Origin of the sequence: Roseibacterium elongatum DSM 19469, from assembly GCF_000590925.1 — a bacterium.
GTDB classification, from domain to species: domain Bacteria; phylum Pseudomonadota; class Alphaproteobacteria; order Rhodobacterales; family Rhodobacteraceae; genus Roseibacterium; species Roseibacterium elongatum.
In genome coordinates this window covers 3,339,868-3,365,215 of sequence record NZ_CP004372.1, presented here as the reverse complement: position 1 = coordinate 3,365,215, position 25,348 = coordinate 3,339,868, and the positions used below count along the sequence as shown (strand labels likewise).

Below are 25,348 nucleotides of genomic sequence, written 5' to 3'. Positions count from 1 at the left end.
AACTTTCATGGGAACACCGCGGCTCGTGATCCGTCGCCTTCAACCAGTCGCTTCAAACCTCTTGGGGCCACCACTTCGACAGCATCGCCCCAGCAATGAAGGTGCCATGCCATTTCCTGCCACCCCGAGGCTTCAAACCGAACCTCTAGCCTGCCATCAGGGAGCGTCGCAAATGACTGGCTTGGATGAAAACGCCATTCGGAGGCGCGGTCCGCAGCATCAGCAGAGAAGCGCCAAATCACCTCACCGAACTCGTTTTCGTCCTGAAAGGCCCCGAAGGACCGTGAGGCATATTGCGCAATGCTGAACTCGGGATCTTTTGAAAACCACTCTGCGGTCACGGAGGCGTCGCGAATGCGATCAAGTCGGAAATGGCGAAGCTCTGCACCTTTGGCCGGTTGGCGCGCAACGAGATAGCGTCGAGGTCCGATCAGCACGCCGTAGGGTTCAACAAGGCGCCGTTCTCCGTTGTAGTCGAACAGCATCCGGAAGGGGCCACGGAGAGCTTCGGCGACTATTTCGGCCAAGGCGCGATTCGTCTGGACAACGGGACCTGGGCGCGCAGCCATGCCGTAGGCCTCCAGCAGGGCGTCGGCATCCGTTTCGGCGGCCCTCGCTGTGCCTCGCGGTAGCGCAGACAGAAGACGGTTCTTGAGGCCTTTCAAAGCATCGACCTGGCGTGTATTTCCCGCACCCTCGAGGTGATCAATTGCTACCTCGAGGGCCTCGAGTTCATTGGCGCCGTTTAGGCTCAGCCGGGCGATTGGAACTTCCTTCAAATGCCATCGCCTTCGCCTGTCATCGGATGTTTTGACCGTCACAGAATTCGGGAAGACTTCCTCAAGCGCGCGCATCATCCGCTGGGCCGTGCGCTCAGAGCAGTCGAAGTCTTGGCATACCTCTTCAAGGGACACCCCGAGATGTCGCGATGCCGCGAGGTCAGCGAGGCGCAGGAGTTGCATAGCGTTCGAATATGACATGACTTACCATTACAGCACTGAAAATTAATCAAAAACATCATGAAGGCTGTGTCAATCGTCCCTCGTCTATCCAAGAGAGGTCGCACCTTGTTTCGCCCACTGCTTCTGATCACTCTTACCTTCTTCGCCCAAGCTGGCGACGCCACTGCCCGCGAGATCTCGGGAACAGCCTATATCCGCGACGCCGACACGATCGTCGTGTCGGGGATCCCGGTTCGGCTAAACGGGATCGACGCCCCCGAAAATTCAAATCGCTACGGTCGCGAAGCGACCCGCTGTATTGAGCGCTTGCTGCGCGGGAAGGCCAGCTCTCTAACTGCAATCCGCTGGCAACCTGCTGCATGACTGATGTTCTGGTATGAATTTGATATCTGGGTTTTCTCCATCCCGAGGCTGCTCTATACGAGGATTTCAAGAACGGAGTGGGATATTGAAGGAAGAAAGGGAAAATTTGACTTTGAAAGAGCTTTTTATTCCGCGGCTGGATCAGTGGGGTTATCGAGGCGACCCATATCTTTGGGATGATATCCAGCGTGAGCTGCAAGATAAACCGTTGCCAGGATCTGTGGACGAGCTCGCTGATGTTCTTGTTCATGTTTTTAGGCGATTGGTTGGAGTTGACCTTGCGTTGCTAGAGAGAAAATATCTGGAAGAATACTCCTATGGCGGAATTTCGAGTGGAATGGTTTCAGGTCAGTTTTGGAGGGAGAGAGGATTTCCTATATTGCTGGATCGGTTCAGGTCGTTGCGGGATGAAGATCTTGCAACGCAAGATTTTAGTGGCGTGGAGTTTGTAAAGATAAAATAATTGTCTCAGGTTTTGATGCAAGGAGTTTTGAGCCTTTCCGGGTATGTGAGACTGATGACTTTGACTTGGTGCGCTTAATGCAAGCCATTTGATTTTTTTGGTTAGTCAACTCTTGTGGTCTCGCTTCGCGCTCAAGCCCCGGTGTTTCCCCTTGTAAAACACTGGGCCATCAGAATATATTTCAATTCCAGCTTCAGCGTAGCGGTCACCTGTCTCAGGCAAGCTACTCTTAAGACCTAATTCGTTTAATCGAGTATCTTCTGCCTTCGTCACCCACATGCAGAATGCATTCTGTCGAATAATATTCAGAATTTCATATTCATTCGAGGCTGTGGATAGTTTCCTTTCCAGGATGGTCATGGGAGTCTTATGCTCATAAGTTCCGACGGCTCGAAGGTTTCCTTGTGTCGGGCACTTGGACCATTCTTCAAAGAACCGCTTGGACATAAATCTTGCATCTGGTTTTGCCCCATATTTCCCTTCTTTGCCAATGTTCTCATTTATGAGCGAGTTTAGAATGTTGCCAACGACGGCTCTTACGATTGTCCTATTGGCCTCCATGGGTATCAATCGCCTGCTCTGATCAAGGGCTAGAAGGATGATCCGTGCCTGAATTAGTTGTTCGCTGCTATAGGCGTTCGCCATCTTTTATGGTCTCACACTTCATAAGCTTGGAGAGTGAGGTGAGATATCGTTCACCCCTTGCCAATTCTGGATTCCATGCCGTGGGTCACAACCATGCTTCTCTTTTGCACAAATCGTGTGAGCGATGTGATCCATCCCATCAATGCAGTGTGGTTGCTGCGCTGCATGTGTGCAACCCATCGCTCTCTCATGGTGCGAGTTTGAGGGCCATGCATCACCGGGATCTCAGGCTGCGCCCGTGGTCAACACATCCGGTCGACTGCTGGGCGATGAAAGGAGACGATGCGGACGCAACCAGCAACCGCCCCAGCTAGCCGCAGAGCATGCATTGCGGTAGAGAACCGATCCAGAACTCGCCGCGGTTGGCATCGTTCTACCTCGCACAGGTCTGGCTTGTGGGCCGGAATGTGTTCTGAGCGTAGATTTTACGTTGATACGATTTCCGGAGCCGGATGTGTCATAGCTCGTTGCAAGGCATGCCGCTCAGCTGGAAGAGGCCATAATGGGCGAGTTTCGAGGAAATTTACACAACCGGAGAGTGAATAGAGAGCCGCAGTTCGTATAATATATACTTATAGATACTATACACACGTATAGACGAAACGCGGGAGGATTTGACGGGCTCTGCGCCATCAGCCTCATCTCCGGCAAAGGAAGAGGCAGACCGGTTAGCAGAAGAACCATTCCGGTCCGGAAATGGTAACGCGGCACACCTTCTCCTGGATGGAGTTCCTGGTGCGATTGCGACCTGGCAGAGCCTTGGCATCGTTTCTCGCTTGTTTGAACTACGCTGGTTCCCAGGAAGGTTGGTCTGTTTCGACAAAGGGGCTGCCCTGCATACCTCACCAGACGCGCTGGCTGCGCACCTGGTGCGCATCTTTGTTTGGCCGCTGTCGTGGTGCAGAAAACACGACCATGTCGTCCCTGGGCGCTCTCAGAGCGCCTGAGGCGCATCCTATCAGCGAGAATGCGTATCAAACGGTTTGAGCGGTAATGTCGAGGTCGAGGGGCAAGCGACCAGAAGGCTCGTGCAGATCGTTGAGACGGGGCAGATTTGCGGTGACGCAGTGCGAGACCAAATGATCCACGCGCAGGCCAACTCTTCCTCCGTGATCGCATCCTGCGCCACGCGGGAGGCATGCTATCAACACGCTGTATAACGCTTCGGCGTTGCATACCGGCACAGTGGTTCGCCACACGTGAGGCCCGTCAGGCGCGTGATACCTGTCAATCACGAGAAGCCCAAAAACGCGCATTTGGTGAAATCTGTCAACTTACCGCTCAAAAAGCCAAGTTTTATTGACGTTGCAGTTGTCGCGCAGGCGACGATAAGTTGACATCTTCCGCGGAAATGGCCGCTTAAGTTTACATGAAGGTTTACATTTCGGGGTCGAAGAGTTGACACAAGTTGACGTCAAATGGTGCTGTTTTCCCGACAGATGTTATAGCTGGGCATCACGAGGTGGAGCATGTCCGGCAATCTCGCTTCGGCCAACAGAGGCAGATTTGTGTGCCGGGGATCGGTGGCGCCAGAACGCATCCCCATGAGCCGCTGGTGGATTTCCTAGGACTTCGCTTGGCGACCCGGCTGATGGTGTTGCTCTGGCCATTCCTAGTATCTGGCAATTTCCCACTCTTTCCGGGCGCGTGATTGAACCGGTTTGAGTCCAAGCGCTGCATGGAGGTGTTCCCCGCTGCTGCATGGACGTTGTCGCTCTAAGCGGGCCCGTCAGGGGACTGGGGGCGTAATCATCATGAATCGCGCGAACGCCATGTCAGTTTCGCGGCGGTCGGAGGGTCAAGTCGCCGAGCCACAACTATTTTGGGGTCTGGATCAGCTTGGGGCCATCTCTGAACGCATGTCTTCGATGATTGCGCGCGATACGCGCTCTGCCGACGCCAAGGCGCCCTCCATCAGACCTCCCATCTCCGGGGCGGTTTCGGTCGCGGCGAAGTGGAGGCGTCCATTTGCAGCTCCAACGAGCGATGGCGGCAGCCTGTAGTCCGGATGCCCTTGAACGGGCGCTTGATCTGCCGGTGTCGCCGTCCACCGCTCACCAGCCCAGTCTTGCAGGCCAACCTGCAATGGACGCGCGGCTTTGGGTCCGAAGATGCGCTCGAGCTGTTCTAGAGCCATTCCCTCGATTCTCGAGGCATGTTCTTTGCGAGCGTTTGCCGGCACACCGACGAAGCCAAACAGTGCGGCAGGGTTCCCGTCGGCACCACTTGCATCGTGGATCTCGACGAGTGGCCCGTGTCGGCTCATCGCGTCGCCTGACAGGCCCTTGTCGCGCCAGAATGGGCGGTCGTAGGTTGCGACGAATTTGGCGTGGCCTGCCATCCATGTCGGGATCGCAGCCAGACTTTTTTGTGCCTCGTTTGAGAGGGCCGGCTCATACTTCAGTCCTGAGGCGAGTCGAGGCGGGATAGCCAACACCACGTGGCGTGCTGAGCAGCGTCTGCCGTCTGACAGATGGACCGAGCCATTCCCGATCACCTCGGCCGCACAGGACAGGTGCAGGCTGTTTGCCGGCAGGGTTGCCACCAACCCTTCGATCAGGCCGATCATCCCGCCGTCGACCCGGAACGAACCCTCCATTGAAGCGAAACCCGCACCTCGATGCACCGTGCCTGTAGCATCCTCGAGCACGATATCGCCTGTGGCGTGCTGCGGAAAAGCCTGCAGGCCAAATTCAGCAACGAGTTTAGCGAAGCGAGGTTGACCGGGCCAGAACCAGGATGGACCCAAGTCTACGCGACCGCGCTGGTCCTGAAGCGCGGCTATGCGGCCGCCGAAATGGGGCCGTGCCTCGAACAGTTGCAAGGCAAGTCCAGCCCGGTGAAGCCGGTTCGCCAGCGCCAGTCCCGCAAGGCCACCGCCGATTATGGCGACATCGATGTCCATGTCTCGCTCTAAGCTATCCAATGCCATGCTCCGCTCCATTGATCCGATCGGATGGCATGGGGGCTACATAGTCTCAAGAGGGGGCGCATCACGCCGAGCGTGCTTGTTCACCTATGCTCAGCTCGCGTGATTCTCCCCGAAGATTGCGATGCCCACGTGCGATGGGACAGGTCATTCTGGTTCCAAGGCTTTTCGCAGCGCCTGTATTGCCTTCAGCGTAGGTGCGGGATCGTTTCCTCCAGATGCCAACCGGATGAATTCCACCCAGGCTTTCTCGTTGTCTGTCAGGCTGCTGTCATCCGGCAGCCTGACGCCGTCCACCAAGCGCTTATCGGTCATTTTCCGAAGATCCCCCGTATGGCACTGCGCGCGCGGCTGGTGAGCGCGGGATCGGTGTAGCCTGACGCGTCTCGTATCTCCTCGAGCCAGGCCACCTCGTTGCGAGAGACGATGGTGCCGAAAATCTCCTCAGCGGCTAGGCGCGTGGTCTCGCCGCCGGCCTGCTCGAGCGCCATGAGGAAGAGGAGCTTGGGATCGGTCTCCAAGGCGCGCGCAAGGGCAGGGACTCTGTCGAGTGGCACCTTGGAGGCGCCGGATTTGAGCAAAGAGATCATGTTCGGATTCACGAAGCCGGCCTCAGCCGCGATGTCGCGCTGGCTTTTCTTCGGTCTCAATTCCAGCACGCGCCGGGAGATGAACTCGGCAAGGCGGGTGTCGGCGTGGGGGTGGCCCTTTTTCATTTGTAGCTCCATGACAATGCGCAGCTCGCTGCTGCTGTCATCGCTATAGCGAGGCCGTTGTTGGGAGTGCGCTGGACTTCAACCCGGGTGCGAACTTCCCAACGAGGCCCATTGCTCTCCGAGGGGGCGTCGAAGCTGGGTCTGTTAGCGAGGCCGGAGCTAGCGCGGTTACGTCTGCGCTCGCCAGAACCGGAAAATGCCGATCACGGTGGCTGGGATGGCGTTAGCCGCCTCGTCCAGCGTTTTGGCCAGCTTGTCCTGCGGTATGCCCAGCACCGAGTTTCCGTCATCGTCTATCAGATGGCAAAGGATGGGGGTAATCAGCTGGCCGTGTGACCCGCTCTCGGTCAGCCGGAGCCACGCCCTGGGGCGCATCGACACCGCCAGCATGAAGCCTTCGCACCAGTCCATCGCGATGATGTGGCCGTCCTTGGTCTCCCAGAACATGGGTTCGACGTCCGGCGGCTCCTCCTCGAGGCCAGCACAGATCTGGTGATGAAGCGCCAGGATCGCATCAAGAACGTCTTTCGGCACATGTTCGGGAGATGCACCCAAGGCCGCCGGCAACCACTCCTCCGACGAGATCGGCACAGGAGAGCAAGCCACGCCATGTAGGAAGCCGTCGAGGTCAGACAGTAACATACAGTCGTCTGGCGCAGCGTCGGATGACAGGTAGGTATCGAGGGCCTCAAGCGAGAGCATCATCATGCGCCAAGTGGATAGGGTCGGTTGGGCCGCAGAATAGCGATCTTCAAGGACAAGACCATCCGCAACGCCCCTTGAACCTCGTCGGGAAACTGGTGCCTAGATACCGGGGACAAACGCCCGCCGAAGGACCCGTGCCATGCTCCCGACCCTCGCGCTCCTCCTGACATGCCAGCTGATCGGGGAAGTCGTGGCCCGGGGCTTCGGTCTGCCGGTCCCTGGGCCCGTGCTGGGGCTTGCGCTCCTGCTTGCCGTTCTGATCGCGCGGCCGACCCTCGCGGCGACGCTGAGGCCCTCTGTGAGTGTCATCCTTGCCCACCTGTCGCTCATGTTCGTGCCGGCTGGGGTCGGGGTGATCGGCAATCTTGATGTCCTATCCGAAGACTGGGTCGCACTCCTGGTGATCCTGGTCGTCTCGACGCTGCTCGCGATGCTGGCCGCGGTGGGCACCTTCCTCGGGGTGCGTTGGCTGACCGAAGGGCGTCAACCATGACCGGCGTCGAGAGCCTCTGGAGCTACCTGTCCGCCACGCCCCTCCTGTGGCTGACGGCAACAGTCGTCGCCTATCTCCTGTCAGACAGGACGGCGCGCAGCCTTGGCTATCCCCCTTGGGCCAACCCGGTGCTGATGTCCGTTTTGCTGATCGCGCCCGTTCTGTGGCTGAGCGGGACGACCTATGACGTCTATTTCGACGGGGCGCAGTTCATCCATTTCCTGCTCGGACCCGCGACAGTCGCATTGGCGTTGCCGCTCTGGGACAATCGCGAAATGATCCGGCGTTCGGTGGCCCCGATCCTGTTCGCCTTGCTCGCTGGCTCCGTGGTCGCTGCAGGCTCCGCGATCCTTATGGCACGCGGCTTCGGGCTGCCAACCGAGATCATCCTCTCGCTCGGGCCGAAATCCACGACGGCGCCGGTGGCGCTCGGGATCTCCGAGGCGATCGGCGGCATCCCGACGCTGACCGCGGTGCTGGTCATCCTGACCGGGATCATCGGCGCGGTGACAGTGACGCCGCTGATGACGCTCCTGCGCATCCGCGACTGGCGAGCGCGCGGCTTCGCGGTTGGCATCGCCGCGCACGGGATCGGGACGGCGCGGGCTTTCCAGGTGAACCAGGTCGCCGGCGCCTATGCCGGGATTGCCATGGCGCTGAACGCATTGCTCACCAGCATGATCGTGCCGGCGCTGGTTCGGTGGCTGATGTGAGCGCGCGGGGAGGCACTCGCGGATCGTGTAGATGAGGAAAACACAGTTGCTGAACCCGCTGAACCGTGTCCGGGGCATGAAGGACTTGTATTATGGCAAGCTCCTTGGGGGCGTTGGCGATCTCTTCGAGGAGGGCATCCCCGAAGATGCGACCGATCCCATGGGGTTCGTGAAGCGGGTGAATCGGCAGATGCTTGTGCAGGCCGTCCTAAACGCCGATAGCCAGAAGCGTGATGTCACACCGGCAATGAAGGCGTCTGGGGAGCTGCGATTGTCGGGGGAACTCGTGGCATTCGGGGCATGGATGGTTCGGGACGGCATGCCGGGGGCGAAAGGAAGGCCCGGTCCAGCACCGGACACTCAGCGGCTAATGAAGGTTGCGGCCTGTGCTTTCGCGGCGCTGGAACAGGCGGACCGGACGTCCGCCACCCGGTCAGCTGAGGCGCCTCCGATCACGACCAAGGATGTAGTCAAGTTCTGGAACAAGTGCTTCGACGGTGCCGAGGCGACCTCCGCCTACACGGCAAATCTACGATCACTCCGCCACATCCTCGAGGATTATCTGGGCCAAGTCAAAGCCGGCCAGGTGTTGTTCCAGGGCCAGACCGTCCAGGCATCTCCGAGGCTCAAGCGGCTCGCAGAGGCGATCGACACGGCGAAGAGTGGTCAGGGCGCAAGAACAGCGCCTGTGGCCGCCACACAGGCGTCTGCACCTGCCGCTCGGGGCATCGCCCCTCAAGCCGCTGCCACGCCTCTAGGCACCGCTGCCACGCAGGTGGGGAGCGGCACCCCTGTCGTCGCCATCCCGGAGACGTTCGATATCCCGCTTGTCTACTCCTCGGCCAACAAGGAAGCGGAGTATCGGGGAGGTGTTGCACCGCCCTACACGGCGCCTGTGTTGCGCTACAGGATTGAACCAGTCCAGCCGTCGCGACCTGGGTCTCAGGTGCGCGCCGATCTCGCTGGCCGCGTCGTGTTCAGGCCGACCCACAGGATCGCCGGAACGGTGAGTATCAAGGCGCTGATCGACAGGATCGCCCTGATCGTGAAGACGAGGAACTGCACATCTGACCAGGCCTTGAGGAGCGCTATCACGCTGGCGGGCGCGAATGTGCACGTCGAGGACCGAACCAAGATCGGCGCGGCGACCGATCATCACGCAAGCCTGCCTACACTCCCCATTTCCGAACCGACCGGATGGAATTTTGCGGTAACGGTGTTTGATCCGAGGCCGAAGATGCTCCGAACCATCCTCGACACGATCGAGAGCTGCTCCGGGATAGATGGCGAGGTGCAACTTTTTCAGCTTGAGTTGTCGGTCGATCTGTATCCTCACAAGAAACTCACGCCGCAGGACGCATTACAGATACGCGAGCAGCTCGTCGGGCTAATGCAGCGGCACGTCTGGTCGGCACCGACCGCGTTCGACGTTTCGGACGGCTCGGCACCCCGAACGATCGACCAGCGGCAGGTCTATGAGGAAGCAGGAAACCAGCGAACTCGGTATGTTTTTGCAGATGCCAAGCGCGGCTGGGACTCCGACCGCGCCATCAAGGAACCGGATGTCAGGCTGAGCCTGCTCAACGCGAAACCCGGCAACGATCTTTACCTCGACGCCACGATCTACCGAGGCCACATGAACGGCAGGAAACGCACGAATAGCCAGCACAAGATCGGTGACAGGCGCAACAAGACCAAGGGCACATTCCTCAACCTACCCGGCGGACAGCGGCGCGCCCGGATCGAGGTAACGCTGACATCGCTGGAGGCGCTCGAGGAAGCCGGGCTCAGGAGGGTGGGCGACCTGAAAGGATACAAGTTCAGATCGCTGATCCGGGACCTGCTTGTCTTCCGCCTGCCTACCAGTGATCTGGACGCCGATGAGGTGAACCGGACGATCGCACAGATGAGGACGCGGGGCGTTTATGGTGTCGAGTTCAGCCAGCGCGCGAAATATCTGGAAGAGAGGGAGCGCACGAAACCAAGACCGCGTAACACCGACCACGAAGGCCGAGGGCTGGTCGACTGGCCGGAGATGAACGAGCAGGTCGGCCGCGCCCTCGACCAGCTTCACCGACAGTGGCGAGAGTTCTGACCGTGCCGGCGCGACGGGAAGAGGAAAAGGCGCGGCGACGGCGCTGGTGGTGACGTCGTCTGACGCATGTCTCGCTTGTGCTCTCTTCAGATATCAGGGAGGCACAAGGTAAGGGGAAAGGAAGAAGGAAAAAGATATATAGTGTGTTCCCCAGTAAATGGGTGGCAGAGGAACGACACGGAAGGCCAACCAAGCCATGTAGGGTTTTTCACTGCGATACTTGGACGGAATACATGTCTTGCGGCCCCTCGCGTGCTGCTTGCAGGAGGGGTTAGGCTTGAGAAATCGGCGTCACTTTCTCGTCGGGTGAGTCAATTAATCGTCCAATACGTCGCGAATGCCGAGGTCATTATCGCCGATGCCCCTCCGTCCAATGTGCCGACTGCTGCGCGCGCAGATGGCTTCGGTGCGAACCTAAAGCCGAGGCAGAAGCACGTGATCTGATCCTGCGGCAGCGATCGAGAGAGAGTGCGCTCACCATACGAGACATCCGGAAAGCCTACCTCGCTGCCAACGACCAGAAGGTCGCCGCGACCTCGATGGACGACACTGGGCGCTCAGTGCTTCCAGTGTTCGGCGCGCTGCGCCCCGATCCGGTGCGGCTGGAAGACAACCGCGCCTAAGTCGCGTCATGTCGCGCTGCCGGCATTCAGGACGGCCGAAGTAGGCGTCTGACGCAAGCATGCCATCAATCGCGCCGTCCATACACTCCCGGGTTTGCGCTGCCTTTGGCTGGTCTTGATTGTTGTCGTCCATTGGTGCCTCATGCTCCATGGTATCGTCGGGACCGACGTCGAAATCCCTGCGCAGACGTCGAAAACCGTGAGGAGCCGGTGCTCGCGACGAGCGCTGGTAGCGCCACTAGCGCGCGAAAGGGTGACTGTCCGTCGGCGGGCGTTCTGCCGCGACGAGGACAGCTGCGGTCGCGCCTGGCTGTCTTCTTGCGTCGGGTGCTGTCCGACATCAGTCTTGAATGGGGAGCCAGCCCTGAGCTGGCTCAGCCAGCCCCAAGTCATGCTACTGCTCTCGAGAGAGCGCAGCGAGCCGGGCAGAGACCGCAGCTTCTGTCCATTCGTTGCCTCTCTGGTTACGGAGCCCACGTGCATTGGCTTCTTCGGCGATGGCTCTGAGCGTCGCTGGTCCTCCCTGATCGACAAGTTCCTGCTTGATCTTCGCCAGCGTCTCCGTATCGCGCGCCGACAACCGTTTCCTCTCCAATTTTGATGCCGAGGTGGCTTGCGTTGTATCTCTTTTTCGCTTGGGCTGCCTGCGGTCATCAGCGATCACGCGTTTGCCGGGCTTTTTCGTCATCAATAGCATGAGCCCGTCATGATCATAGTCAACTAGCCGACGCTTTTGGAGAGCGCCGTATAGAAGACCATGGTATTGCATCAGGTCATCTAGGAACTGAGCACGATCTCGCATGTCCGCTTTCTGTAGCAGGCGTGTAAGACACTCCACCACAACACGACCGCTATTATCTCCGTCAAGTTCTCTAAGTGCCCCTGCCAGAACAGGAAGGTCACTCAACCTTTTGACTTTCCGCCGATACTCATGGCGCAACGGAAAACTGCCTCCCAAACCACTCATGACCCTCTTGAGCGTTTCAATCTGTGGCTGGGCTCTTTTGCAGTCAGTAATCCTGCCCCGTGGCTTGGGCCCGTCGCTGATGAGGATGTAACCGAGAATTCTGGGCAACGCGCTGATCTCAAATGAGCGTAGTTTCTACGTGTGTCAGTTAAAAGGCATGGGTTTTTCGCATGCGGACTGGGAAACATCCCGCATTCCACTTCGTCGCTGTCTATACTGTAAGCATCTGACGAGCTGGAGAAAAGCCAAATGAGTGTGTCCAAGAAGACCGTCTACGATGCCTGCGAGAGCTGGCTCAGGACCTGTGAACGCAACGGGCTCGAACGATCTACGATGAAGGCCTACCGTAGCCACGCCCGCATCCATATTGAACCGAAGATCGGTAGTCTTCTGGTCAGCGAGCTGACGCGTGCCGATGTGCGCGACTTTATGGACGACATGCTTGACGACGGCATTTCCCGGGCGCTCGTTAAAAAGGTCATGGTGAGCCTGCGCGCAATCCTCTCCGACGCCGTCGAGCGCGAGTGGATCGATCACAACGTCGCGGCCGAGGTGAAGGTCAAGCGCAGCAACGGGCGCGACCGCAAGCGCATCGTGATCCCGACGAAAGACGAGATCCGGACGATCATCACGAAAGCGCCGGAGAGCCACCGGGTGATGTTCACGCTCGCGATCTTCACCGGCATGCGGATATCCGAGCTGCGCGGCCTCGTCTGGGATGCTGTCGATTTCGATCGCAAGATCATCAAGGTGATGCAGCGCGCTGACGAGTTCGGCGAACTCGGCGCGCCTAAGAGCAGGGCAGGGGAGAGGGAGATCCCGATGGCGCCGACGGTGGTGAAGTCGCTCGAGGACTGGAAGAAATCCGGCACGCTGACAACTGATGGGCTCGTGTTCCCGAACTCGGCGGGCAAGATCCAGAACTACTCGAACATCTACAATCGCGTATTCAAGCCGATGCTGGTCGAGAACGGCATCACCGACGACAACGGGGATGCCAAGTTCGGAATCCATGCCTTGCGCCACGCGGCCGCCTCGCTGTTCATCGAGCAAGGCTGGAACCCGAAGAAGATCCAGACGCTGCTCGGCCATGCGTCGATCAACATGACGATGGATGTCTACGGGCACCTGTTCGAGAGCCCTGATGAGGACGCGGCCATGTTTGAGAAGCTCGAGAGCGACCTTCTGGCCGCGTGATGCGTTGATGAGGCGATGACAATCTCTGCCGACTTGTGATCCAAGACACTCAAACATGCCGACACTTTAACTTGTCGGTTGACAATTTAAGGTCAGGGAGTATCTCTTGCCTAGAAAGAAGCACACGTCGAAGGAAATAGAGGGCGTCATCCAGGAGCTGGAGGCGCTCGGGTGGGGTGTGGTCGAGGGGAAAGGGCACTGCTGGGGTATCCTGCGGTGTCCGGCCAATGATCAGGACTGTCGCTGTGGGTTGTTTTGCCAGATGTCCGTCTGGTCGACGCCGAAGAACCCACAGCAGCATGCCAAGAAACTCCGGCAGAAGGCTCTTGCCTGCGTAAAGCTTCAGAAGAAGGACGACGAACATGCCGATGACTGAGGAATTCGAATTCGAACTGGTTTTCGCGCTTCCGGACGGGAAGCACGATGCATTCGCGCTGTCTGACGCCGTCTTCGAGGCCGGGTTCGAGGACGCCTTGGTTGGCACTGGCGTGGCCGGCCTGTTGGGAGTGGAGCTGGAGGCCGAAGGCGATGACGCAGAGAGTGTGATCCTCGATGCGGCGCGGGTGCTGATCAAGGCGCTCCCCGCAGGCACCACCCTTCGAGAGGTCCGTCCGGACCTGGTGAGCTTGGCCGATGTGGCTGAGAAGCTGGAAGTGAAGCGGCAGGCGCTCCAGCAGCGCAAGATGCCACTGCCTGTGTCAGGCGGTCTCTATCGTATCGATGAGATGGTCGCAGTTTTGATGGAGGCATCCAAGCCGGATCAGGGGCGTCGGCGCCCGCGCTTCAATATGATCGCGGCGTCGAAGTGGTTCCGCGCTGGCCGTGCGGCCCGCCGGGTAAACGCCCAGCTGACAATGCAGGAATTAGACCCTGCGACCATCGAGCGAAAGCCGCGAAAGAAGCGGGAAGAGCTCGCGCATATTCAGCCATGATAAAGGTCGGTCTTGACGCCGTCCTTTTCCGCTAGTCATTCCTGAAAAAGTCAGCTTGGAGGCTGGGCTCCGGTATCTTGCTTGAGAAGGTCAATGATGCCGCGGGGCCCGACCGAAATGATCAAGCACCTGTCCGCCTTCCCCTGTCGGCCTGATCCGTAGCCTGACTGGCTCGGATGAGATATGCTTGCGGCCCTAGACCATGGCCTCAAAAATCTTGGGGTTTCTCTAAAGCAGCACAGACGGCATCACGGATGCTGTAGGCGCCCGCTACGCACAGGATGTCTGCGGTTTTCTTAAAATCAGCGTAGTAGCAACGGAGATTTGAAATTTTCGCTCTGCCTTCGCTGAATTTGACCTGAGACCCGTTTCCTCATCCATTTTGAGGTAGAGTCCGTCCCAACGAAGGAGACGGACGGAATGAAGAGATCACGGTTCAGCGAAGAGCAGATTATCGCGATCCTGAAGCAGCAGGAGAGCGGCCTGGCGACGGCGGATGTGTGCCGGGAACATGGGATCAGCTCGGCCACGTTCTACAAATGGAAAGCGAAGTTTGGTGGGCTCGAAGTGTCGGATGCCCGGAAGCTGAAGGCGCTTGAGGACGAGAACACAAAGCTGAAGAAGCTGTTGGCCGAGCAGATGCTGGACAACGCGATGCTGCGAGACGTTGCATCAAAAAAATGGTGACGCCCGCGGCCAGGCGGGAAGCCGTGGCGCATCTGTGCGAAGCGCACCAGGTGAGCCAGCGGCGGGCGTGTTCAGTTGTCGGGGCGGATCGGTCGAGCGTACGCTATCAAAGCGTGCGCCCGGACGATGCCGATCTACGCAAGGCGATGAAGGCTGTGGCGGCCGAGCGCCGTCGGTTCGGCTATCGGCGGGTGCATGTGATGCTGGAACGACAAGGCTGGCAAGTGAACCTGAAGAAGCTGAGGCGGCTTTACCGCGAGGAGAAGCTGCAGGTGAGGAAGCGCGGCGGTCGCAAACGGGCGCTCGGGACACGCAGGCCGATGCTGGTTCCGGAACGGCCCAATGAGCGCTGGAGCCTGGATTTCGTCTCGGACGCCTTTACAGATGGACGCAGGTTCCGGGTTTTGGCCATCGTGGACGACTTCAGTCGCGAATGTCTGGCATTGGTTGCGGACACTTCGCTTTCGGGGCTGCGGGTCACACGAGAGCTGTCAGCGATCATGGCCAGACGCGGACGACCCAGAACGATTGTCAGCGACAACGGCACGGAACTAACCAGTATGGCGGTGCTCAGATGGTGCCAGGAAACGCGGATCGGCTGGCACTACATCGCGCCGGGAAAGCCGATGCAGAACGGCTTCATCGAATCGTTCAACGGCAGCTTCCGGGACGAGCTCTTGAACGAGACCCTGTTCTCAACGCTGGCCGAAGCCCGTGAAAAGATCGGCGCATGGAAGGAGGACTACAACCGAAACAGACCCCACTCATCCCTGGGCAATCTCACGCCGCAGGAGTTTGCAATGAAATCGAGACTGGAAACGAAGGCCGCATGAGGCCAGAAATCAACCGACGGATTCTCCTGAAGGCTGGACGGAAGTCGGGTCTCAGGTCAGACTTGGCGGCAAGGCTCGCCGGTTGCCGAGCTGGTGTTGGTTGGCCCTTTGGGATGCACATGACGCGGCGCAGGTCAGGCTTCGGGGCCGAGGACATCCGGGAAACGCCCTGTCGACGCACGTCACCGTTCAGCTTGCAGCGAGATTTGCCAGCCCGTCGGCGTCGAGAATCTCGACGGCGCCGCGCGCTTGCGCGATCCAATTGCGACGCTGAAACTCGCCCAGTTGGCGCGAGATGACCTCGCGCGCGGTGCCGAGTTCTGCGGCCAATTGCTGATGGGTGGCCTTGACCGTATCACCCTCGGCGCGCTCCAGAAGCTTCTGAGCAAGGCGGATATCCATCCGGCCGAACGCGATTTCCTCGACCACGTGGAACAGGTCGGTGATGCGCTTTGAATAGGCCGAGAAGACGAAGTTGCGGAACGCCTTGGAGGCTGCGATCAGGTCGTCAAACACCTGTCGGGGAATGGCGGCCGCGCGGATATCCGTCTCGGCCACGCCCTCGGCCGAGTAATCCTCGTAGGCCAGCAGGCAGGCCGTGGTCAGCACACAGCTTTCGCCCGCGGTGACGCGATAGAGCACGACCTCGCGGCCCGTGTCCGAGATCTGCTGCACGCGCACCGTGCCTTCGAGAAGCAGCAGCAGGTTCTGCGGGGCGCGCCCCGGCCCGAACAGCACCGTTCCCGCCGGGACGTCGATCACGGTCGAGCGCGACAGCAATATGTCCTGGATGCGCGGCTCGAGCCGGCTGAGGCCTTCGAAACGGGTGATCCAGGTGTCTTGGGTCATGCGGCGCGTCTTTCTCTGTGTCTGCCCTCCAGATGGCGTTGCATCACGCCGGGGTCAATCACCGCCGCTGATCAATGCGCCGTGCGCGCGGCAGGGGGCCGGAAATCTAGAGATTTCCGGGCAGATTTCCTCGAGGAAATCTGCGCCGCGCCTACTGCGCTGCGAGCGCGGTAGGTGCCATTCGACGTCCGTCGGCGTCGAAAAAGGTGATGGCGTCGGCGTCGCCGCCCAGATGCACGGTTTGCCCTTCGCGCACATGGGTGCCCTCGTGGCCCGCGCGCAGGATCACGCGATCCTCGCCAAGGCGCAGGTGGATCAGGTTTTCGGCGCCAAGCGCCTCGATCAGCATGACCACGCCTTCGGGGCCGTCATGGGACAGGCGCAGCGCCTCGGGCCGGACCCCGATCATTGCCGCCGCGGGCGGGTGCCCTGCGGCCAGGTGCGACAACGCGAGGCCGGCCTGCGAGCCGAGCGGGAAGACATTCATCGGGGGCGCCCCGATGAACTCGGCCACAAAGCGGCTGGCCGGGCTGCGGTACAGCTCCATCGGGGTGCCGATCTGTTCGACCTTGCCTTCGGACATGATCACGATGCGGTCGGCAAGGCTCATCGCTTCGACCTGGTCATGGGTCACGAAGACGAAGGTCGCGCCGAGACGTGTGTGCAGGTCCTTCAATTCGGCGCGCAACTGGGTGCGCAGCTTGGCGTCGAGGTTCGACAAGGGCTCGTCGAACAGGAAGACGGCGGGCTCCCGCACGATGGCGCGGCCCATGGCGACGCGCTGACGCTGACCGCCCGACAGGGCGCGCGGCTTGCGATCGAGATATTGTGTGATCTGAAGCGTCTCGGCGGCGGCGGCGATGCGCTTGGCGATCTCGTCGCGCGGCATGCCCTGGTTGCGCAGGCCGTATTCCATGTTCCGCCGCACCGACATATGCGGGTAGAGCGCGTAATTCTGGAACACCATCGCGATGTCGCGTTCGCCCGGCTCCAGCCGGTTCACGACGCGGTCGCCGATCGTCACCTCGCCTTCGGTGATCTCTTCGAGGCCCGCGATCATGCGTAGGATGGTGGACTTGCCGCAGCCCGAGGGGCCGACCAGCACCACGAATTCGCCATCCGCGATCTCGACATTGGCGCCCGACACGGCGGTCACGCCGCCGGCATAGGTCTTGCCCACATTGTTCAGGATCAGCTTTGCCATGACTTACTTCTCGCTTTCCACAAGACCCTTCACGAACAGCCGCTGCATCGCGATCACCACGATCACGGGCGGGATCATCGCAAGGATCGCCGTTCCCATGGTCAGGTGCCAGATGGGCAGGCCTTCGCCCACGTTTACCATGCGCTGGATGCCCATGACGATCGTGTAGAGGTCCTGGTCGGTGGTGATCAGGAACGGCCAGAGATACTGGTTCCAGCCATAGATGAAGAGGATGATGAACAACGCCGCGATATTCGTTTTCGACAGCGGCAGCAGGATATCCCAGAAAAACCGCAGCGGCCCGGCGCGGTCGATGCGCGCGGCCTCGACCAGCTCGTCGGGGACCGTCAGAAAGAACTGCCGGAAGAGGAAAGTCGCCGTGGCCGAGGCGATCAGCGGCAGGATCAGGCCGGTCTGGCTGTTCAGCATGCCCAACTGCGCCACCACGTCATAGGTGGGCAGGATGCGCACCTCGACCGGCAGCATCAGGGTGATGAAGATCAGCCAGAAGAACACCATACGGAACGGAAAGCGGAAATAGACGATGGCATAGGCCGACATCAGGCTGATGGCGATCTTGCCCACCGTGATGCCCACCGCCATGATCAGCGAGTTCCACATCATCAGCGCGACAGGCACGCCGCCCGTCGCCGGCACGCCGCCGGTCAGAAGCTGGGTGTAATTCTCGACGCCCTGATCGCCGAACCACATCGGGATCGGGCTGCGTGCCAGCGCCTCGCCGGGGTGCGTTGAGGCGACCAGCGCCATCCAGACCGGAAAGCACAGAAAGACGATGCCGGCGATCAGCACGACATGGGTGAGGATCTTCAGGACGGGACGGTTCTCGACCATCAGTAATTCACCCTCCGTTCGACAAAGCGGAACTGGATCACCGTCATGGTGATGACCAGGGCCATAAGGATGACCGATTGCGCCGCGCTCGAGCCGTAATCCTGCCCGACGAAGCCGGTGGAATAGACCCGGTAGACCAGGATCGACGTCGCGTCCGCCGGCCCTCCCGAGGTGGTGGCGTGGATGATCGCGAAGGTGTCGAAGAACGCGTAGACAAGGTTCACGACCAGCAGGAAGAAGGTCGTGGGCGACAACAGCGGAAAGACGATGGTCCAGAACCGGCGCGCGGGGCTGGCCGCGTCGATGGTCGCCGCCTCGATCAGGGATTTCGGGATCGATTGCAGACCCGCAAGGAAAAACAGGAAGTTGTAGCTGATCTGCTTCCACGCGGCGGCGATGGTCACCATGATCAGCGCCTCGTTGCCGCTGGTGTAATGGTTCCAGTCATAGCCGAACCCCGCCTCGAGCCAGTAGGCCACGATCCCCAGCGTCGGATTCATCATGAAGAACCACAGCACCCCGGCCAGGGCCGGCGCGACCGCATAGGGCCAGATCAGGAAGGTGCGATAGGTGGTGGCGCTGCGGATCACGCGGTTGGCGGCCACCGCCAGAACCAGCGCCATGGACATCGACAGAAAGGTCACCGACAGCCCGAAGATCAGCGTCGTGCGGAACGACCGCAGATAGCCCGGATCGTCGAAGAGCTGGCGGAAATTCTCGAACCAGACGAAATTGCGCGAGAACCCGAACGCGTCCTCGATGTAAAGGCTGCTTTCCAGCGCCTGGTAGGCCGGCCAGATGAAGAAGATCAGCGTGACCGCGATTTGCGGTGCGACCAGAAGATAGGGCAGCCACCAGCTGCGAAAGACGACGCGTTTCATCGGATGTTCCTGCCCTGGGGCATCGGGATAGAAAAGGGCCGGGCAACGTCAGGTTGCCCGGCCCAGTGCGATCGAAGGATCAGTTGGCGGCCTCGAAGCGGCGCAGCAACTCGTTGCCGCGCGAGACGGCATCGTTCATCGCTTCCTCGGCGGTCTTGTCACCCGACCAGACGGCCTCGAGCTCTTCGTTGATCACGTCGCGGATCTGGACGAAGTTGCCAAAGCGCACGCCGCGGCTGTTGGCGGTGGGCTCGTTCATCGTCAGCTGCTCGATGGCCACGTCGGTGCCGGGGTTCTCGTCGAAAAAGCCCTGCTCGGCCATCAACTCGTAAGCCGCGGTGGTGATCGGAACATAGCCGGTCGACCCGGCCCAATCGGCCTGCTGTTCGGCCGTGGACAGGAAGGCCAGGAACTGCGCGGTGCAGCTGTTCTCGGCCTCGTCACCGCCACGCAGAACCCACAGGGTCGCGCCGCCGATGATCGAGTTCTGCGGCTCGGACCGGACCTCGGGGTCATAGGGCATGGGGGCCTGGCTGAACTCGAACTCGGTGATGTCGTTCACGAACCCGCCGTAATAGGCCGACGAGTTGATCCACATGGCCGTTTCGCCATTGACGAACATGCCACGGCTGTCGCCGCGACGCCCGCCATAGGTGAACAGGCCCTCTTCGCCGGCATCGGCGATCGACTGGATGTGGTTGATCACCGCTTCGTTGTTGAAGGTGAATTCGGTGTCGGTGCCGGCAAAGCCGTTTTCCTGCGTACCCATGGACAGATCGTGCCAGGCCGAATAGTTCTCGATCTGGGTCCAGCTCTGCCAGCCGAAGCCGACGGGCGAGGGGACACCGGCATCGCGCAGCACGCGGGCCGCTTCCCAGACCTCGTCCCATGTGGTGGGCACTTCAAGGCCGTTCTCTTCCAGCAGGGTGGCGTTGTACCACATCACCGGCGTCGACGAGTTGAAGGGCAGCGACAACAGGTTGCCGTCCGTGTCCGAGTAATACGAGATCACGCCGGGCAGATAGGCGGCCTCGTCGAACTCGATGCCGGCATCTTCCATCAGCTGGTAGACGGGGTAGATGGCGCCGTTGTCGGCGGCCGACATCATCGTGGCGGTGCCGACCTCGAAAACCTGCACGATGTCGGGCTGTTCGCCCGCGCGGAAGGCGGCGATCGCCGAGGTCATCGTCTCGGTATAGTTGCCCTGATACACGGTGTTGACCGTGCAGCTGTCCTGCATGCCGTTGAAATCGGACGCAAACTGATCGACGCGCTCGCCAAGCTGGCCTCCCATGGCGTGCCAGAAATCGACTTCGGTGCGGTCTTGCGCCATGGCGGGCAGGGCGGCCGAAAGCGCAATCGCGCTCGCCGCTGAGGCTGCGGCAAGATTACGGAAGGTCATGTGTCTCTCCTACAAGGTCGGCGCATCTGTGGCGCGCGACCCTCCTGTTGGTTTCAATCAGGTGGTCGGGCTGCGCGAAGGCATGTCCCGACGTGGCGGTTATCGTTGTTATGTGACAGGCATGTTACGAACGACGCGCCATCTTGCAAGACTTTGCAGACGCTTGCGCTTGTTTCTACCTTGAGGCACAGCTGCGACTGTCGGATCGCCCTTAGATTGACCGGCGGCGTTCCGCGCCGGTCGGGATCGGACAAGCAGACATGGACAGGCATGATGCACCAGACCCGGTTTGCCCTTTTCGCCCAGCTTCGCCCCGTCGCCGTCACCTTGGCGGCCGGCGCCATCGGGGCTGTGGCAGGCTGGCTGGTCGGGGCGCCCGCCCCGTTCCTCACCGGGCCTGCGGCGGCGGTGACGCTGATTTCGCTTGCCGGCCGCGAGACCGTGATCCCCTTGCGGCTGCGCGATGCCTGTTTCGTGCTGATCGGGCTGGCGATGGGGGCCGGCATCACGCCGGATGTCGTTGCGGCCCTGCCGCGCTGGCCGATACCGCTGGCGCTGTTGTCTCTGGGTCTGGTGGTCATCGTTTTCGCGGGCGGCTGGAGCGTCGAGCGCCTGTTCGGCTTCGACAGGGTCACGGCCCGGCTGACCGCCATGCCGGGGCATCTGAGCTATGTTCTGTCGCTGTCGACCGAGGTGGCCGCGGACGTGCGCGTCGTGGCGGTGATCCAGTCGTTGCGTGTGCTGCTGCTGACGCTGGCCGTGCCCCTGGCGGTCGCCCTGCTGAGCGACGCGGACCTGTCGATGAGCGGTGTTGGTCGCGATGCGATGGGCCTTGGCCCCCTGATCGCGCTTGGCGCGGCGGGCACGGCGCTCGGGTTGGTGTTCAAGCGCCTGAACTGGCCCGCGGCGCTGCTCTTGGGCGGCATGGCAGTGTCCGGCCTGGCGCATGGGGTCGGCTGGGTCGTGGGCGGGCCGCCCGCCTGGGTGGCAATCCCCACCTTTGTCGTCATGGGCAGTCTGATCGGCACACGGTTTTCCGGCGTGACCCTGGCCCTGCTGGGCCGCGCGGCCGCAGCCTCGGGCGTGCTGACGGCGCTGTCGGTTTCGGTGACGCTGGCCATGGCGCTGCTGGCACAGCGGTTCACCGGACTGCCCCTGACCGATTTGCTGATCGCCTTTGCGCCAGGGGGCCTCGAGACGATGGCGGCCCTGTCCATCCTGCTGGGCACGGATACGGCCCTGACGGCGGCGCATCACGTCTATCGCCTGTTGTTCCTGTCGGTTCTGACGCCGATCGCCATCGCCTCGGACCGACGCAGGGGCAGGGTGGCGGGCAGGGTGGCGGGCAGGGCTGACCTAGGCCGCGAGGTCGATCCAGACCGGCACGTGATCCGAAGGCTTGTCGCGCCCGCGCACATCCTTGTCGATGCCGGCCTCCGTCATCAGATCGGCGGCCTGAGGGCTGAGCAGCAGATGGTCGATGCGAATGCCGTTGTTCCGCTGCCACGCGCCGGCCTGGTAATCCCAGAACGAATAGAGCCCCGGCGCGGCCGTGCGCGCGCGGATGGCCTCGGTGAAGCCGAGGTTCAGGATCCGGCGGAATGCGTCACGGCTTTGCGGCAGGGCCAGCGCATCCTCGGTCCAGGCGTCGGGTTTGGCGGCATCCTCGTCCTGCGGGATGATGTTGTAGTCGCCCGCCATGACCACGGGCATTTCGCTGTCCAGCAGCCCGGCGGCGTGGCGCTGCATGCGCGCCATCCAGGCCAGCTTGTAGTCGTATTTCGGCCCCGGCACCGGGTTGCCGTTGGGCAGATAAAGGCCGCAGATCCGCACCGAGTGGCTGTCACCCGTCACCGTCGCCTCGATCCAGCGGGCCTGTTCGTCCGCGTCGTCGCCGGGCAGGCCGCGCGACACGTCTTCAAGCGGCAGTTTCGACAGGATCGCGACGCCGTTGAAGCTCTTTTGCCCATGGGTCTCGACGTTGTAGCCGCGATCCTCGAACAGATCGCGCGGGAAATTCTCGTCGACCGACTTGATCTCCTGCAACAGCGCGACATCGGGGCTGGCCTCGTCCAGCCAGGCGCACAGCGCCTCGGCCCGCGCCTTGATGCCGTTGATGTTGAATGTCGCGATGCGCATCGGCAGCCCCCCCTTTCCTTTGCCCCTTTCTGCCCGCGCCGCGCGCCCTTGCCAAGCCCGCTGCGCTACCGCTCAGGCGGTGGCGTCCTGGCTCAGCGGCTCGGCCAGCCAGGCGCGCGCGCGCTCTTCCTGATCGGGGGCAAAGGCGCGGATCACCAGGTTGGGGATCAGCGCCGATTCGACGGCAGCGATGGCGCGCACCCATGTCTCGTCGGTCAGAACCGCCACCTTGTCCAGCTTTTCGACCATCGCCATCATCTGCACCCAATGCCGGATCTCGACGCCGATCGCCCCGAGGCTGGGCCAGGCGACACCTTCCGCCCGCATCAGGCACGCGCCGTGATGCAGCCCCTCCATCTCGTCGACCAGCAGGGTCAGCGCAACCTCCATGGCGCGGGCGTCCATGCTGCCCTGCACCTCCAGGACAAGCAGATCGTCGGCCTCGCGGGTCGCGTGGAACAAGGGGGTGGTCATGCGCGGCGTCCTTTGAATGGTGTCACCGGCACAGCCTGCCGCTGTGGCCGGTCGCTGGCCTTGACCCCGGTCAAGCGTGTCACATCGAAAACGATGTGCCGCAGCCGCAGGACGAGGTCGCGTTGGGATTGTCGATGGTAAAGCGCGCGCCGATCAGTTCCTCGGAAAAGTCGATCACGGCATCGGCCAGAAACGGCAGAGAGACACTGTCCACCACCACCTTCTGCCCGTCCTGTTCCAGCACCAGGTCATCGTCGGCCGGGTTGTCGAGCTTGATCTCGTATTGAAAGCCCGAGCATCCGCCGCCCTCGACGGCCACGCGCAACGCCTTGGGCGCGTCGGTGGCGGCGTTGATCTCGGCCAGCCGGGCAAAGGCACGGTCGGTGACTTTCGGGGGCACGGTCAGGGTCAGGGTCAGCGTCATGCGCAGGCTCCTCGGGCGTTCGGCTGTCGCAATTTCGGTCCATCGAATATATGAGAACGCTCAAGAGCAAACAAGGCGGCGCGTTCCGGGCAGGGGGCGCGACCACGAAAAGGGGATCAAGGGGATGCGTGCACCCTATGCCAGCGATCCGGCGACCAGTCGCGGACGCCTCATGCCCGAGGCGCTGAGCACCTTTCGCTCGCCTTTTCAGCGCGATCGCGACCGGATCATCCATGCCTCGGCCTTTCGGCGGCTGAAGCACAAGACGCAGGTGTTCGTGGAACATGAGGGCGATTATTTCCGCACGCGCCTGACCCATTCCATCGAGGTGGCGCAGGTGGCCCGCACCATGGCCCGCGCCCTGACGCTCGACGAGGAGCTGACCGAGGCCGTGGCGCTGGCCCATGACCTTGGCCACCCGCCTTTCGGCCATACCGGCGAGGATGCCTTGCGGGACGCGATGGCCCCCTTTGGCGGGTTCGATCACAATGCGCAGGCGATCCGCATCGTCACCCATCTGGAACGGCATTATGCCGAATGGGACGGGCTGAACCTGACCTGGGAAACGCTCGAGGGGATCGCCAAGCATAACGGCCCCGTACCCGAGCCGGTGCCCTGGGCGCTGGCGGCCTATTGCGGCCGGGACGATCTGGAATTGTCCACCCATGCCAGCGCCGAGGCGCAGGTGGCCGCCATTGCCGATGACGTGGCCTATAATCACCATGATCTGCATGACGGTCTCAGGGCCGAGTTGTTCTCGACCGACGAACTGGCCGAGTTGCCCATTCTGCGCGACTGTTTCGCCGAGGTGGATCGTCGCTATCCCGGCTTGAACTACTATCGCCGCCGGCACGAGGCGCTGCGCCGCTTTTTCGGGGTGCTGGTCGAGGACGTGATCGCCTATGCGCGGACAAGCCTCGCCGCGCTCGACCCGCAGAGCGTAGCCGATATCCGTGCCGCGGGCCGTTCGGTTGTGCAGTTCTCGCAACCGGTTTTCGACGATCTCAAGGTGATCCGAAATTTCCTGTTCCACCGCATGTATCGCGCCCCTTCGGTCGTGGCGATGCGGGCGCAGGTGACGCAGGTCGTGGCCGACCTCTTCCCCTTTTTCATGGCCCATCCCGAGGAACTGCCGCGCCAGTGGCGCAAGGATGTCGAGGCGGTCGCCGGTGACGAGACCGCATTGGCGCGGATCGTGTCCGACTACATCGCGGGCATGACCGACCGGTTCGCCTTGCAGGTCCACGCCCGGCTGTTCCCCGACCGCGGGGTGACGGTGACGCGCGCGCTGGAAAACCTCTAGTTACGCGGCCCGGCCTCCGTGTCAGCATGACCCAAGGTTGACATCACAGGGAGGTCGAGATGACCAGATTTCCAGTTTTTCGCGCCGCGTTCATTGCGGCCTTGATCGTGCCGTCCATCAGTGCGGCGGACGGGTTCGATGGCACCTACGAATACGGCTACTGCTCGGGCGAGGCCGGCAACGTCGCCCTTCGGATCGAGGGCACTCAAGTGTCGTATTACGAGACGCCCTGCACCCTGTCCGACGCTGTCGCGCAAGATAACCCCGCCGGCGCCGTGCAATACACCCTGACCTGTGACTATGGCTCGGGGCCGACGGCCGATACGGTCGTCCTGCGCTTCGACGGAGATGGGGCGCTGGTGATGCGCAGCGGCGATCTGGAAGACCGTTTCCTCGCCTGCGAATGAACCCGTACAGCCCCCGCATGGCCATTCGGCACGCCCGCGTTTGCCACCCGGATGGGAACCGCGCTGCGTTTTCGGGCGTTGGACTGTTTA

At 61.3% G+C, this 25,348-nt stretch carries 25 protein-coding genes and 1 pseudogene; 11 read left to right on the top strand and 15 right to left on the bottom strand.

What is annotated here, in order from left to right; genetic code table 11:
- Positions 1 to 5 precede the first annotated feature (5 nt).
- A complete protein-coding gene (locus tag ROSELON_RS16315) occupies positions 6 to 962 on the bottom strand; it encodes a helix-turn-helix transcriptional regulator (protein WP_245605373.1) in 957 nt (318 codons plus the stop codon).
- 105 nt (positions 963 to 1,067) lie between these two features.
- Between ROSELON_RS16315 and ROSELON_RS18495 the strand changes: the two genes are divergently transcribed.
- On the top strand, positions 1,068 to 1,325 hold the full coding sequence (locus tag ROSELON_RS18495; RefSeq protein WP_198020770.1) for a thermonuclease family protein: 258 nt from the start codon (positions 1,068 to 1,070) through the stop codon (positions 1,323 to 1,325).
- Between the two features lie 85 nt (positions 1,326 to 1,410).
- Positions 1,411 to 1,788, top strand: a complete 378-nt coding sequence (locus ROSELON_RS18270; RefSeq protein WP_156945968.1) for a hypothetical protein — start codon at positions 1,411 to 1,413, stop codon at positions 1,786 to 1,788.
- Positions 1,789 to 1,893: 105 nt separating this feature from the next.
- Here the strand turns inward: ROSELON_RS18270 and ROSELON_RS18265 are convergent, their stop codons facing one another.
- From ROSELON_RS18265 to ROSELON_RS16300, 5 genes are all read right to left on the bottom strand, one after another.
- A complete protein-coding gene (locus ROSELON_RS18265) occupies positions 1,894 to 2,433 on the bottom strand; it encodes a hypothetical protein (protein ID WP_156945967.1) in 540 nt (179 codons plus the stop codon).
- 1,834 nt (positions 2,434 to 4,267) lie between these two features.
- Positions 4,268 to 5,365 carry a flavin monoamine oxidase family protein gene (locus ROSELON_RS16310; protein ID WP_245605372.1) on the bottom strand — a complete coding sequence of 366 codons (1,098 nt, stop codon included), beginning with the start codon at positions 5,363 to 5,365 and terminating at the stop codon, positions 4,268 to 4,270.
- Positions 5,366 to 5,509: 144 nt separating this feature from the next.
- Positions 5,510 to 5,677 (bottom strand): hypothetical protein, encoded by a 168-nt coding sequence (locus ROSELON_RS18490; protein ID WP_198020769.1) that lies wholly within the window; start codon positions 5,675 to 5,677, stop codon positions 5,510 to 5,512.
- Positions 5,674 to 6,078 (bottom strand): helix-turn-helix domain-containing protein, encoded by a 405-nt coding sequence (locus ROSELON_RS16305; protein WP_025313367.1) that lies wholly within the window; start codon positions 6,076 to 6,078, stop codon positions 5,674 to 5,676. Before ROSELON_RS16305 ends, ROSELON_RS18490 begins: the two co-directional genes overlap by 4 nt.
- 168 nt (positions 6,079 to 6,246) lie before the next feature.
- On the bottom strand, positions 6,247 to 6,786 hold the full coding sequence (locus ROSELON_RS16300; RefSeq protein WP_025313366.1) for a YecA/YgfB family protein: 540 nt from the start codon (positions 6,784 to 6,786) through the stop codon (positions 6,247 to 6,249).
- 136 nt (positions 6,787 to 6,922) lie between these two features.
- Here ROSELON_RS16300 and ROSELON_RS16295 point away from each other — a divergent pair, with 136 nt between their 5' ends.
- From ROSELON_RS16295 to ROSELON_RS16285, 3 genes are read left to right on the top strand one after another with little or no spacing between them, the layout of a single operon-like run.
- Positions 6,923 to 7,276: a CidA/LrgA family protein gene (locus tag ROSELON_RS16295; protein WP_025313365.1), complete on the top strand. Its 354-nt coding sequence runs from the start codon at positions 6,923 to 6,925 to the stop codon at positions 7,274 to 7,276.
- Positions 7,273 to 7,989, top strand: coding sequence for an LrgB family protein (locus ROSELON_RS16290; protein WP_025313364.1), 717 nt, complete (start codon positions 7,273 to 7,275; stop codon positions 7,987 to 7,989). The genes ROSELON_RS16295 and ROSELON_RS16290 overlap by 4 nt, the downstream gene beginning before the upstream one ends.
- A gap of 46 nt (positions 7,990 to 8,035) precedes the next feature.
- Positions 8,036 to 10,084, top strand: coding sequence for a hypothetical protein (locus ROSELON_RS16285; RefSeq protein ID WP_156945966.1), 2,049 nt, complete (start codon positions 8,036 to 8,038; stop codon positions 10,082 to 10,084).
- 1,017 nt (positions 10,085 to 11,101) lie between these two features.
- Here ROSELON_RS16285 and ROSELON_RS16280 read toward each other — a convergent pair.
- Positions 11,102 to 11,674, bottom strand: a complete 573-nt coding sequence (locus ROSELON_RS16280; protein WP_156945965.1) for a hypothetical protein — start codon at positions 11,672 to 11,674, stop codon at positions 11,102 to 11,104.
- Positions 11,675 to 11,923: 249 nt separating this feature from the next.
- On the opposite strand from ROSELON_RS16280, the gene ROSELON_RS16275 reads away from it, so the two are divergent.
- The 3 genes from ROSELON_RS16275 (at position 11,924) to ROSELON_RS16255 (ending at position 15,323) form a co-directional block, all read left to right on the top strand.
- The gene (locus ROSELON_RS16275) at positions 11,924 to 12,871 is read left to right on the top strand and encodes a tyrosine-type recombinase/integrase (protein ID WP_025313361.1); all 948 of its coding nucleotides are present in this window, start codon (positions 11,924 to 11,926) and stop codon (positions 12,869 to 12,871) included.
- 362 nt (positions 12,872 to 13,233) lie between these two features.
- Complete coding sequence (locus ROSELON_RS16265; protein WP_245605371.1) at positions 13,234 to 13,803, top strand: hypothetical protein; 570 nt, start codon at positions 13,234 to 13,236, stop codon at positions 13,801 to 13,803.
- Positions 13,804 to 14,223: 420 nt separating this feature from the next.
- A protein-coding gene (locus tag ROSELON_RS16255) for an IS3 family transposase (protein ID WP_156945632.1) occupies positions 14,224 to 15,323 on the top strand; the annotation gives its coding sequence in 2 pieces (ribosomal slippage) (positions 14,224 to 14,476 and positions 14,476 to 15,323; 1,101 coding nt in all).
- A gap of 189 nt (positions 15,324 to 15,512) precedes the next feature.
- Here the strand turns inward: ROSELON_RS16255 and ROSELON_RS16250 are convergent.
- The 5 genes from ROSELON_RS16250 to ugpB form a co-directional block, all read right to left on the bottom strand.
- Complete coding sequence (locus ROSELON_RS16250) at positions 15,513 to 16,172, bottom strand: Crp/Fnr family transcriptional regulator (protein ID WP_025313358.1); 660 nt, start codon at positions 16,170 to 16,172, stop codon at positions 15,513 to 15,515.
- Between the two features lie 151 nt (positions 16,173 to 16,323).
- Positions 16,324 to 17,376, bottom strand: a complete 1,053-nt coding sequence (locus tag ROSELON_RS16245; protein ID WP_025313357.1) for an ABC transporter ATP-binding protein — start codon at positions 17,374 to 17,376, stop codon at positions 16,324 to 16,326.
- 3 nt (positions 17,377 to 17,379) lie between these two features.
- The gene (ugpE, locus tag ROSELON_RS16240; RefSeq protein WP_025313356.1) at positions 17,380 to 18,228 is read right to left on the bottom strand and encodes a sn-glycerol-3-phosphate ABC transporter permease UgpE; all 849 of its coding nucleotides are present in this window, start codon (positions 18,226 to 18,228) and stop codon (positions 17,380 to 17,382) included.
- Entirely contained in the window at positions 18,228 to 19,109 is an 882-nt protein-coding gene (gene ugpA, locus ROSELON_RS16235) for a sn-glycerol-3-phosphate ABC transporter permease UgpA (protein WP_025313355.1), read from the bottom strand. The genes ugpE and ugpA overlap by 1 nt, the downstream gene beginning before the upstream one ends.
- Positions 19,110 to 19,188: 79 nt before the next feature.
- A complete protein-coding gene (gene ugpB, locus ROSELON_RS16230) occupies positions 19,189 to 20,511 on the bottom strand; it encodes a sn-glycerol-3-phosphate ABC transporter substrate-binding protein UgpB (protein ID WP_025313354.1) in 1,323 nt (440 codons plus the stop codon).
- A 270-nt stretch (positions 20,512 to 20,781) separates the two neighbouring features.
- On the opposite strand from ugpB, the pseudogene ROSELON_RS19265 reads away from it, so the two are divergent.
- Positions 20,782 to 21,753, top strand: a pseudogene (locus ROSELON_RS19265) (AbrB family transcriptional regulator); the annotation flags it as partial.
- 114 nt (positions 21,754 to 21,867) lie between these two features.
- Here the strand turns inward: ROSELON_RS19265 and xth are convergent.
- The 3 genes from xth to ROSELON_RS16210 form a co-directional block, all read right to left on the bottom strand.
- On the bottom strand, positions 21,868 to 22,650 hold the full coding sequence (gene xth / locus ROSELON_RS16220; protein WP_025313352.1) for an exodeoxyribonuclease III: 783 nt from the start codon (positions 22,648 to 22,650) through the stop codon (positions 21,868 to 21,870).
- Between the two features lie 72 nt (positions 22,651 to 22,722).
- On the bottom strand, positions 22,723 to 23,124 hold the full coding sequence (locus tag ROSELON_RS16215) for a SpoIIAA family protein (RefSeq protein WP_025313351.1): 402 nt from the start codon (positions 23,122 to 23,124) through the stop codon (positions 22,723 to 22,725).
- A 79-nt stretch (positions 23,125 to 23,203) separates the two neighbouring features.
- Positions 23,204 to 23,530, bottom strand: a complete 327-nt coding sequence (locus ROSELON_RS16210; RefSeq protein WP_025313350.1) for a HesB/IscA family protein — start codon at positions 23,528 to 23,530, stop codon at positions 23,204 to 23,206.
- Positions 23,531 to 23,672: 142 nt separating this feature from the next.
- Here ROSELON_RS16210 and ROSELON_RS16205 point away from each other — a divergent pair, with 142 nt between their 5' ends.
- Positions 23,673 to 24,851, top strand: a complete 1,179-nt coding sequence (locus ROSELON_RS16205; protein WP_025313349.1) for a deoxyguanosinetriphosphate triphosphohydrolase — start codon at positions 23,673 to 23,675, stop codon at positions 24,849 to 24,851.
- Positions 24,852 to 24,910: 59 nt separating this feature from the next.
- A complete protein-coding gene (locus tag ROSELON_RS16200; RefSeq protein ID WP_025313348.1) occupies positions 24,911 to 25,258 on the top strand; it encodes a hypothetical protein in 348 nt (115 codons plus the stop codon).
- The last annotated feature ends 90 nt before the right edge of the window (positions 25,259 to 25,348 follow it).

What these genes read in the sequence shown, in the direction of transcription:
- ROSELON_RS16315 (WP_245605373.1), bottom strand. Translation starts at nt 962, where the DNA reads ATGCAACTCCTGCGCCTCGCTGACCTCGCGGCATCGCGACATCTCGGG.
- ROSELON_RS18265 (WP_156945967.1), bottom strand. Translation starts at nt 2,433, where the DNA reads ATGGCGAACGCCTATAGCAGCGAACAACTAATTCAGGCACGGATCATC.
- ROSELON_RS16310 (WP_245605372.1), bottom strand. Translation starts at nt 5,365, where the DNA reads ATGGCATTGGATAGCTTAGAGCGAGACATGGACATCGATGTCGCCATA.
- ROSELON_RS18490 (WP_198020769.1), bottom strand. Translation starts at nt 5,677, where the DNA reads ATGACCGATAAGCGCTTGGTGGACGGCGTCAGGCTGCCGGATGACAGC.
- ROSELON_RS16305 (WP_025313367.1), bottom strand. Translation starts at nt 6,078, where the DNA reads ATGAAAAAGGGCCACCCCCACGCCGACACCCGCCTTGCCGAGTTCATC.
- ROSELON_RS16300 (WP_025313366.1), bottom strand. Translation starts at nt 6,786, where the DNA reads ATGATGATGCTCTCGCTTGAGGCCCTCGATACCTACCTGTCATCCGAC.
- ROSELON_RS16295 (WP_025313365.1), top strand. Translation starts at nt 6,923, where the DNA reads ATGCTCCCGACCCTCGCGCTCCTCCTGACATGCCAGCTGATCGGGGAA.
- ROSELON_RS16290 (WP_025313364.1), top strand. Translation starts at nt 7,273, where the DNA reads ATGACCGGCGTCGAGAGCCTCTGGAGCTACCTGTCCGCCACGCCCCTC.
- ROSELON_RS16280 (WP_156945965.1), bottom strand. Translation starts at nt 11,674, where the DNA reads ATGAGTGGTTTGGGAGGCAGTTTTCCGTTGCGCCATGAGTATCGGCGG.
- ROSELON_RS16275 (WP_025313361.1), top strand. Translation starts at nt 11,924, where the DNA reads ATGAGTGTGTCCAAGAAGACCGTCTACGATGCCTGCGAGAGCTGGCTC.
- ROSELON_RS16265 (WP_245605371.1), top strand. Translation starts at nt 13,234, where the DNA reads ATGCCGATGACTGAGGAATTCGAATTCGAACTGGTTTTCGCGCTTCCG.
- ROSELON_RS16250 (WP_025313358.1), bottom strand. Translation starts at nt 16,172, where the DNA reads ATGACCCAAGACACCTGGATCACCCGTTTCGAAGGCCTCAGCCGGCTC.
- ROSELON_RS16245 (WP_025313357.1), bottom strand. Translation starts at nt 17,376, where the DNA reads ATGGCAAAGCTGATCCTGAACAATGTGGGCAAGACCTATGCCGGCGGC.
- ugpE (WP_025313356.1), bottom strand. Translation starts at nt 18,228, where the DNA reads ATGGTCGAGAACCGTCCCGTCCTGAAGATCCTCACCCATGTCGTGCTG.
- ugpA (WP_025313355.1), bottom strand. Translation starts at nt 19,109, where the DNA reads ATGAAACGCGTCGTCTTTCGCAGCTGGTGGCTGCCCTATCTTCTGGTC.
- ugpB (WP_025313354.1), bottom strand. Translation starts at nt 20,511, where the DNA reads ATGACCTTCCGTAATCTTGCCGCAGCCTCAGCGGCGAGCGCGATTGCG.
- xth (WP_025313352.1), bottom strand. Translation starts at nt 22,650, where the DNA reads ATGCGCATCGCGACATTCAACATCAACGGCATCAAGGCGCGGGCCGAG.
- ROSELON_RS16215 (WP_025313351.1), bottom strand. Translation starts at nt 23,124, where the DNA reads ATGACCACCCCCTTGTTCCACGCGACCCGCGAGGCCGACGATCTGCTT.
- ROSELON_RS16205 (WP_025313349.1), top strand. Translation starts at nt 23,673, where the DNA reads ATGCGTGCACCCTATGCCAGCGATCCGGCGACCAGTCGCGGACGCCTC.
- ROSELON_RS16200 (WP_025313348.1), top strand. Translation starts at nt 24,911, where the DNA reads ATGACCAGATTTCCAGTTTTTCGCGCCGCGTTCATTGCGGCCTTGATC.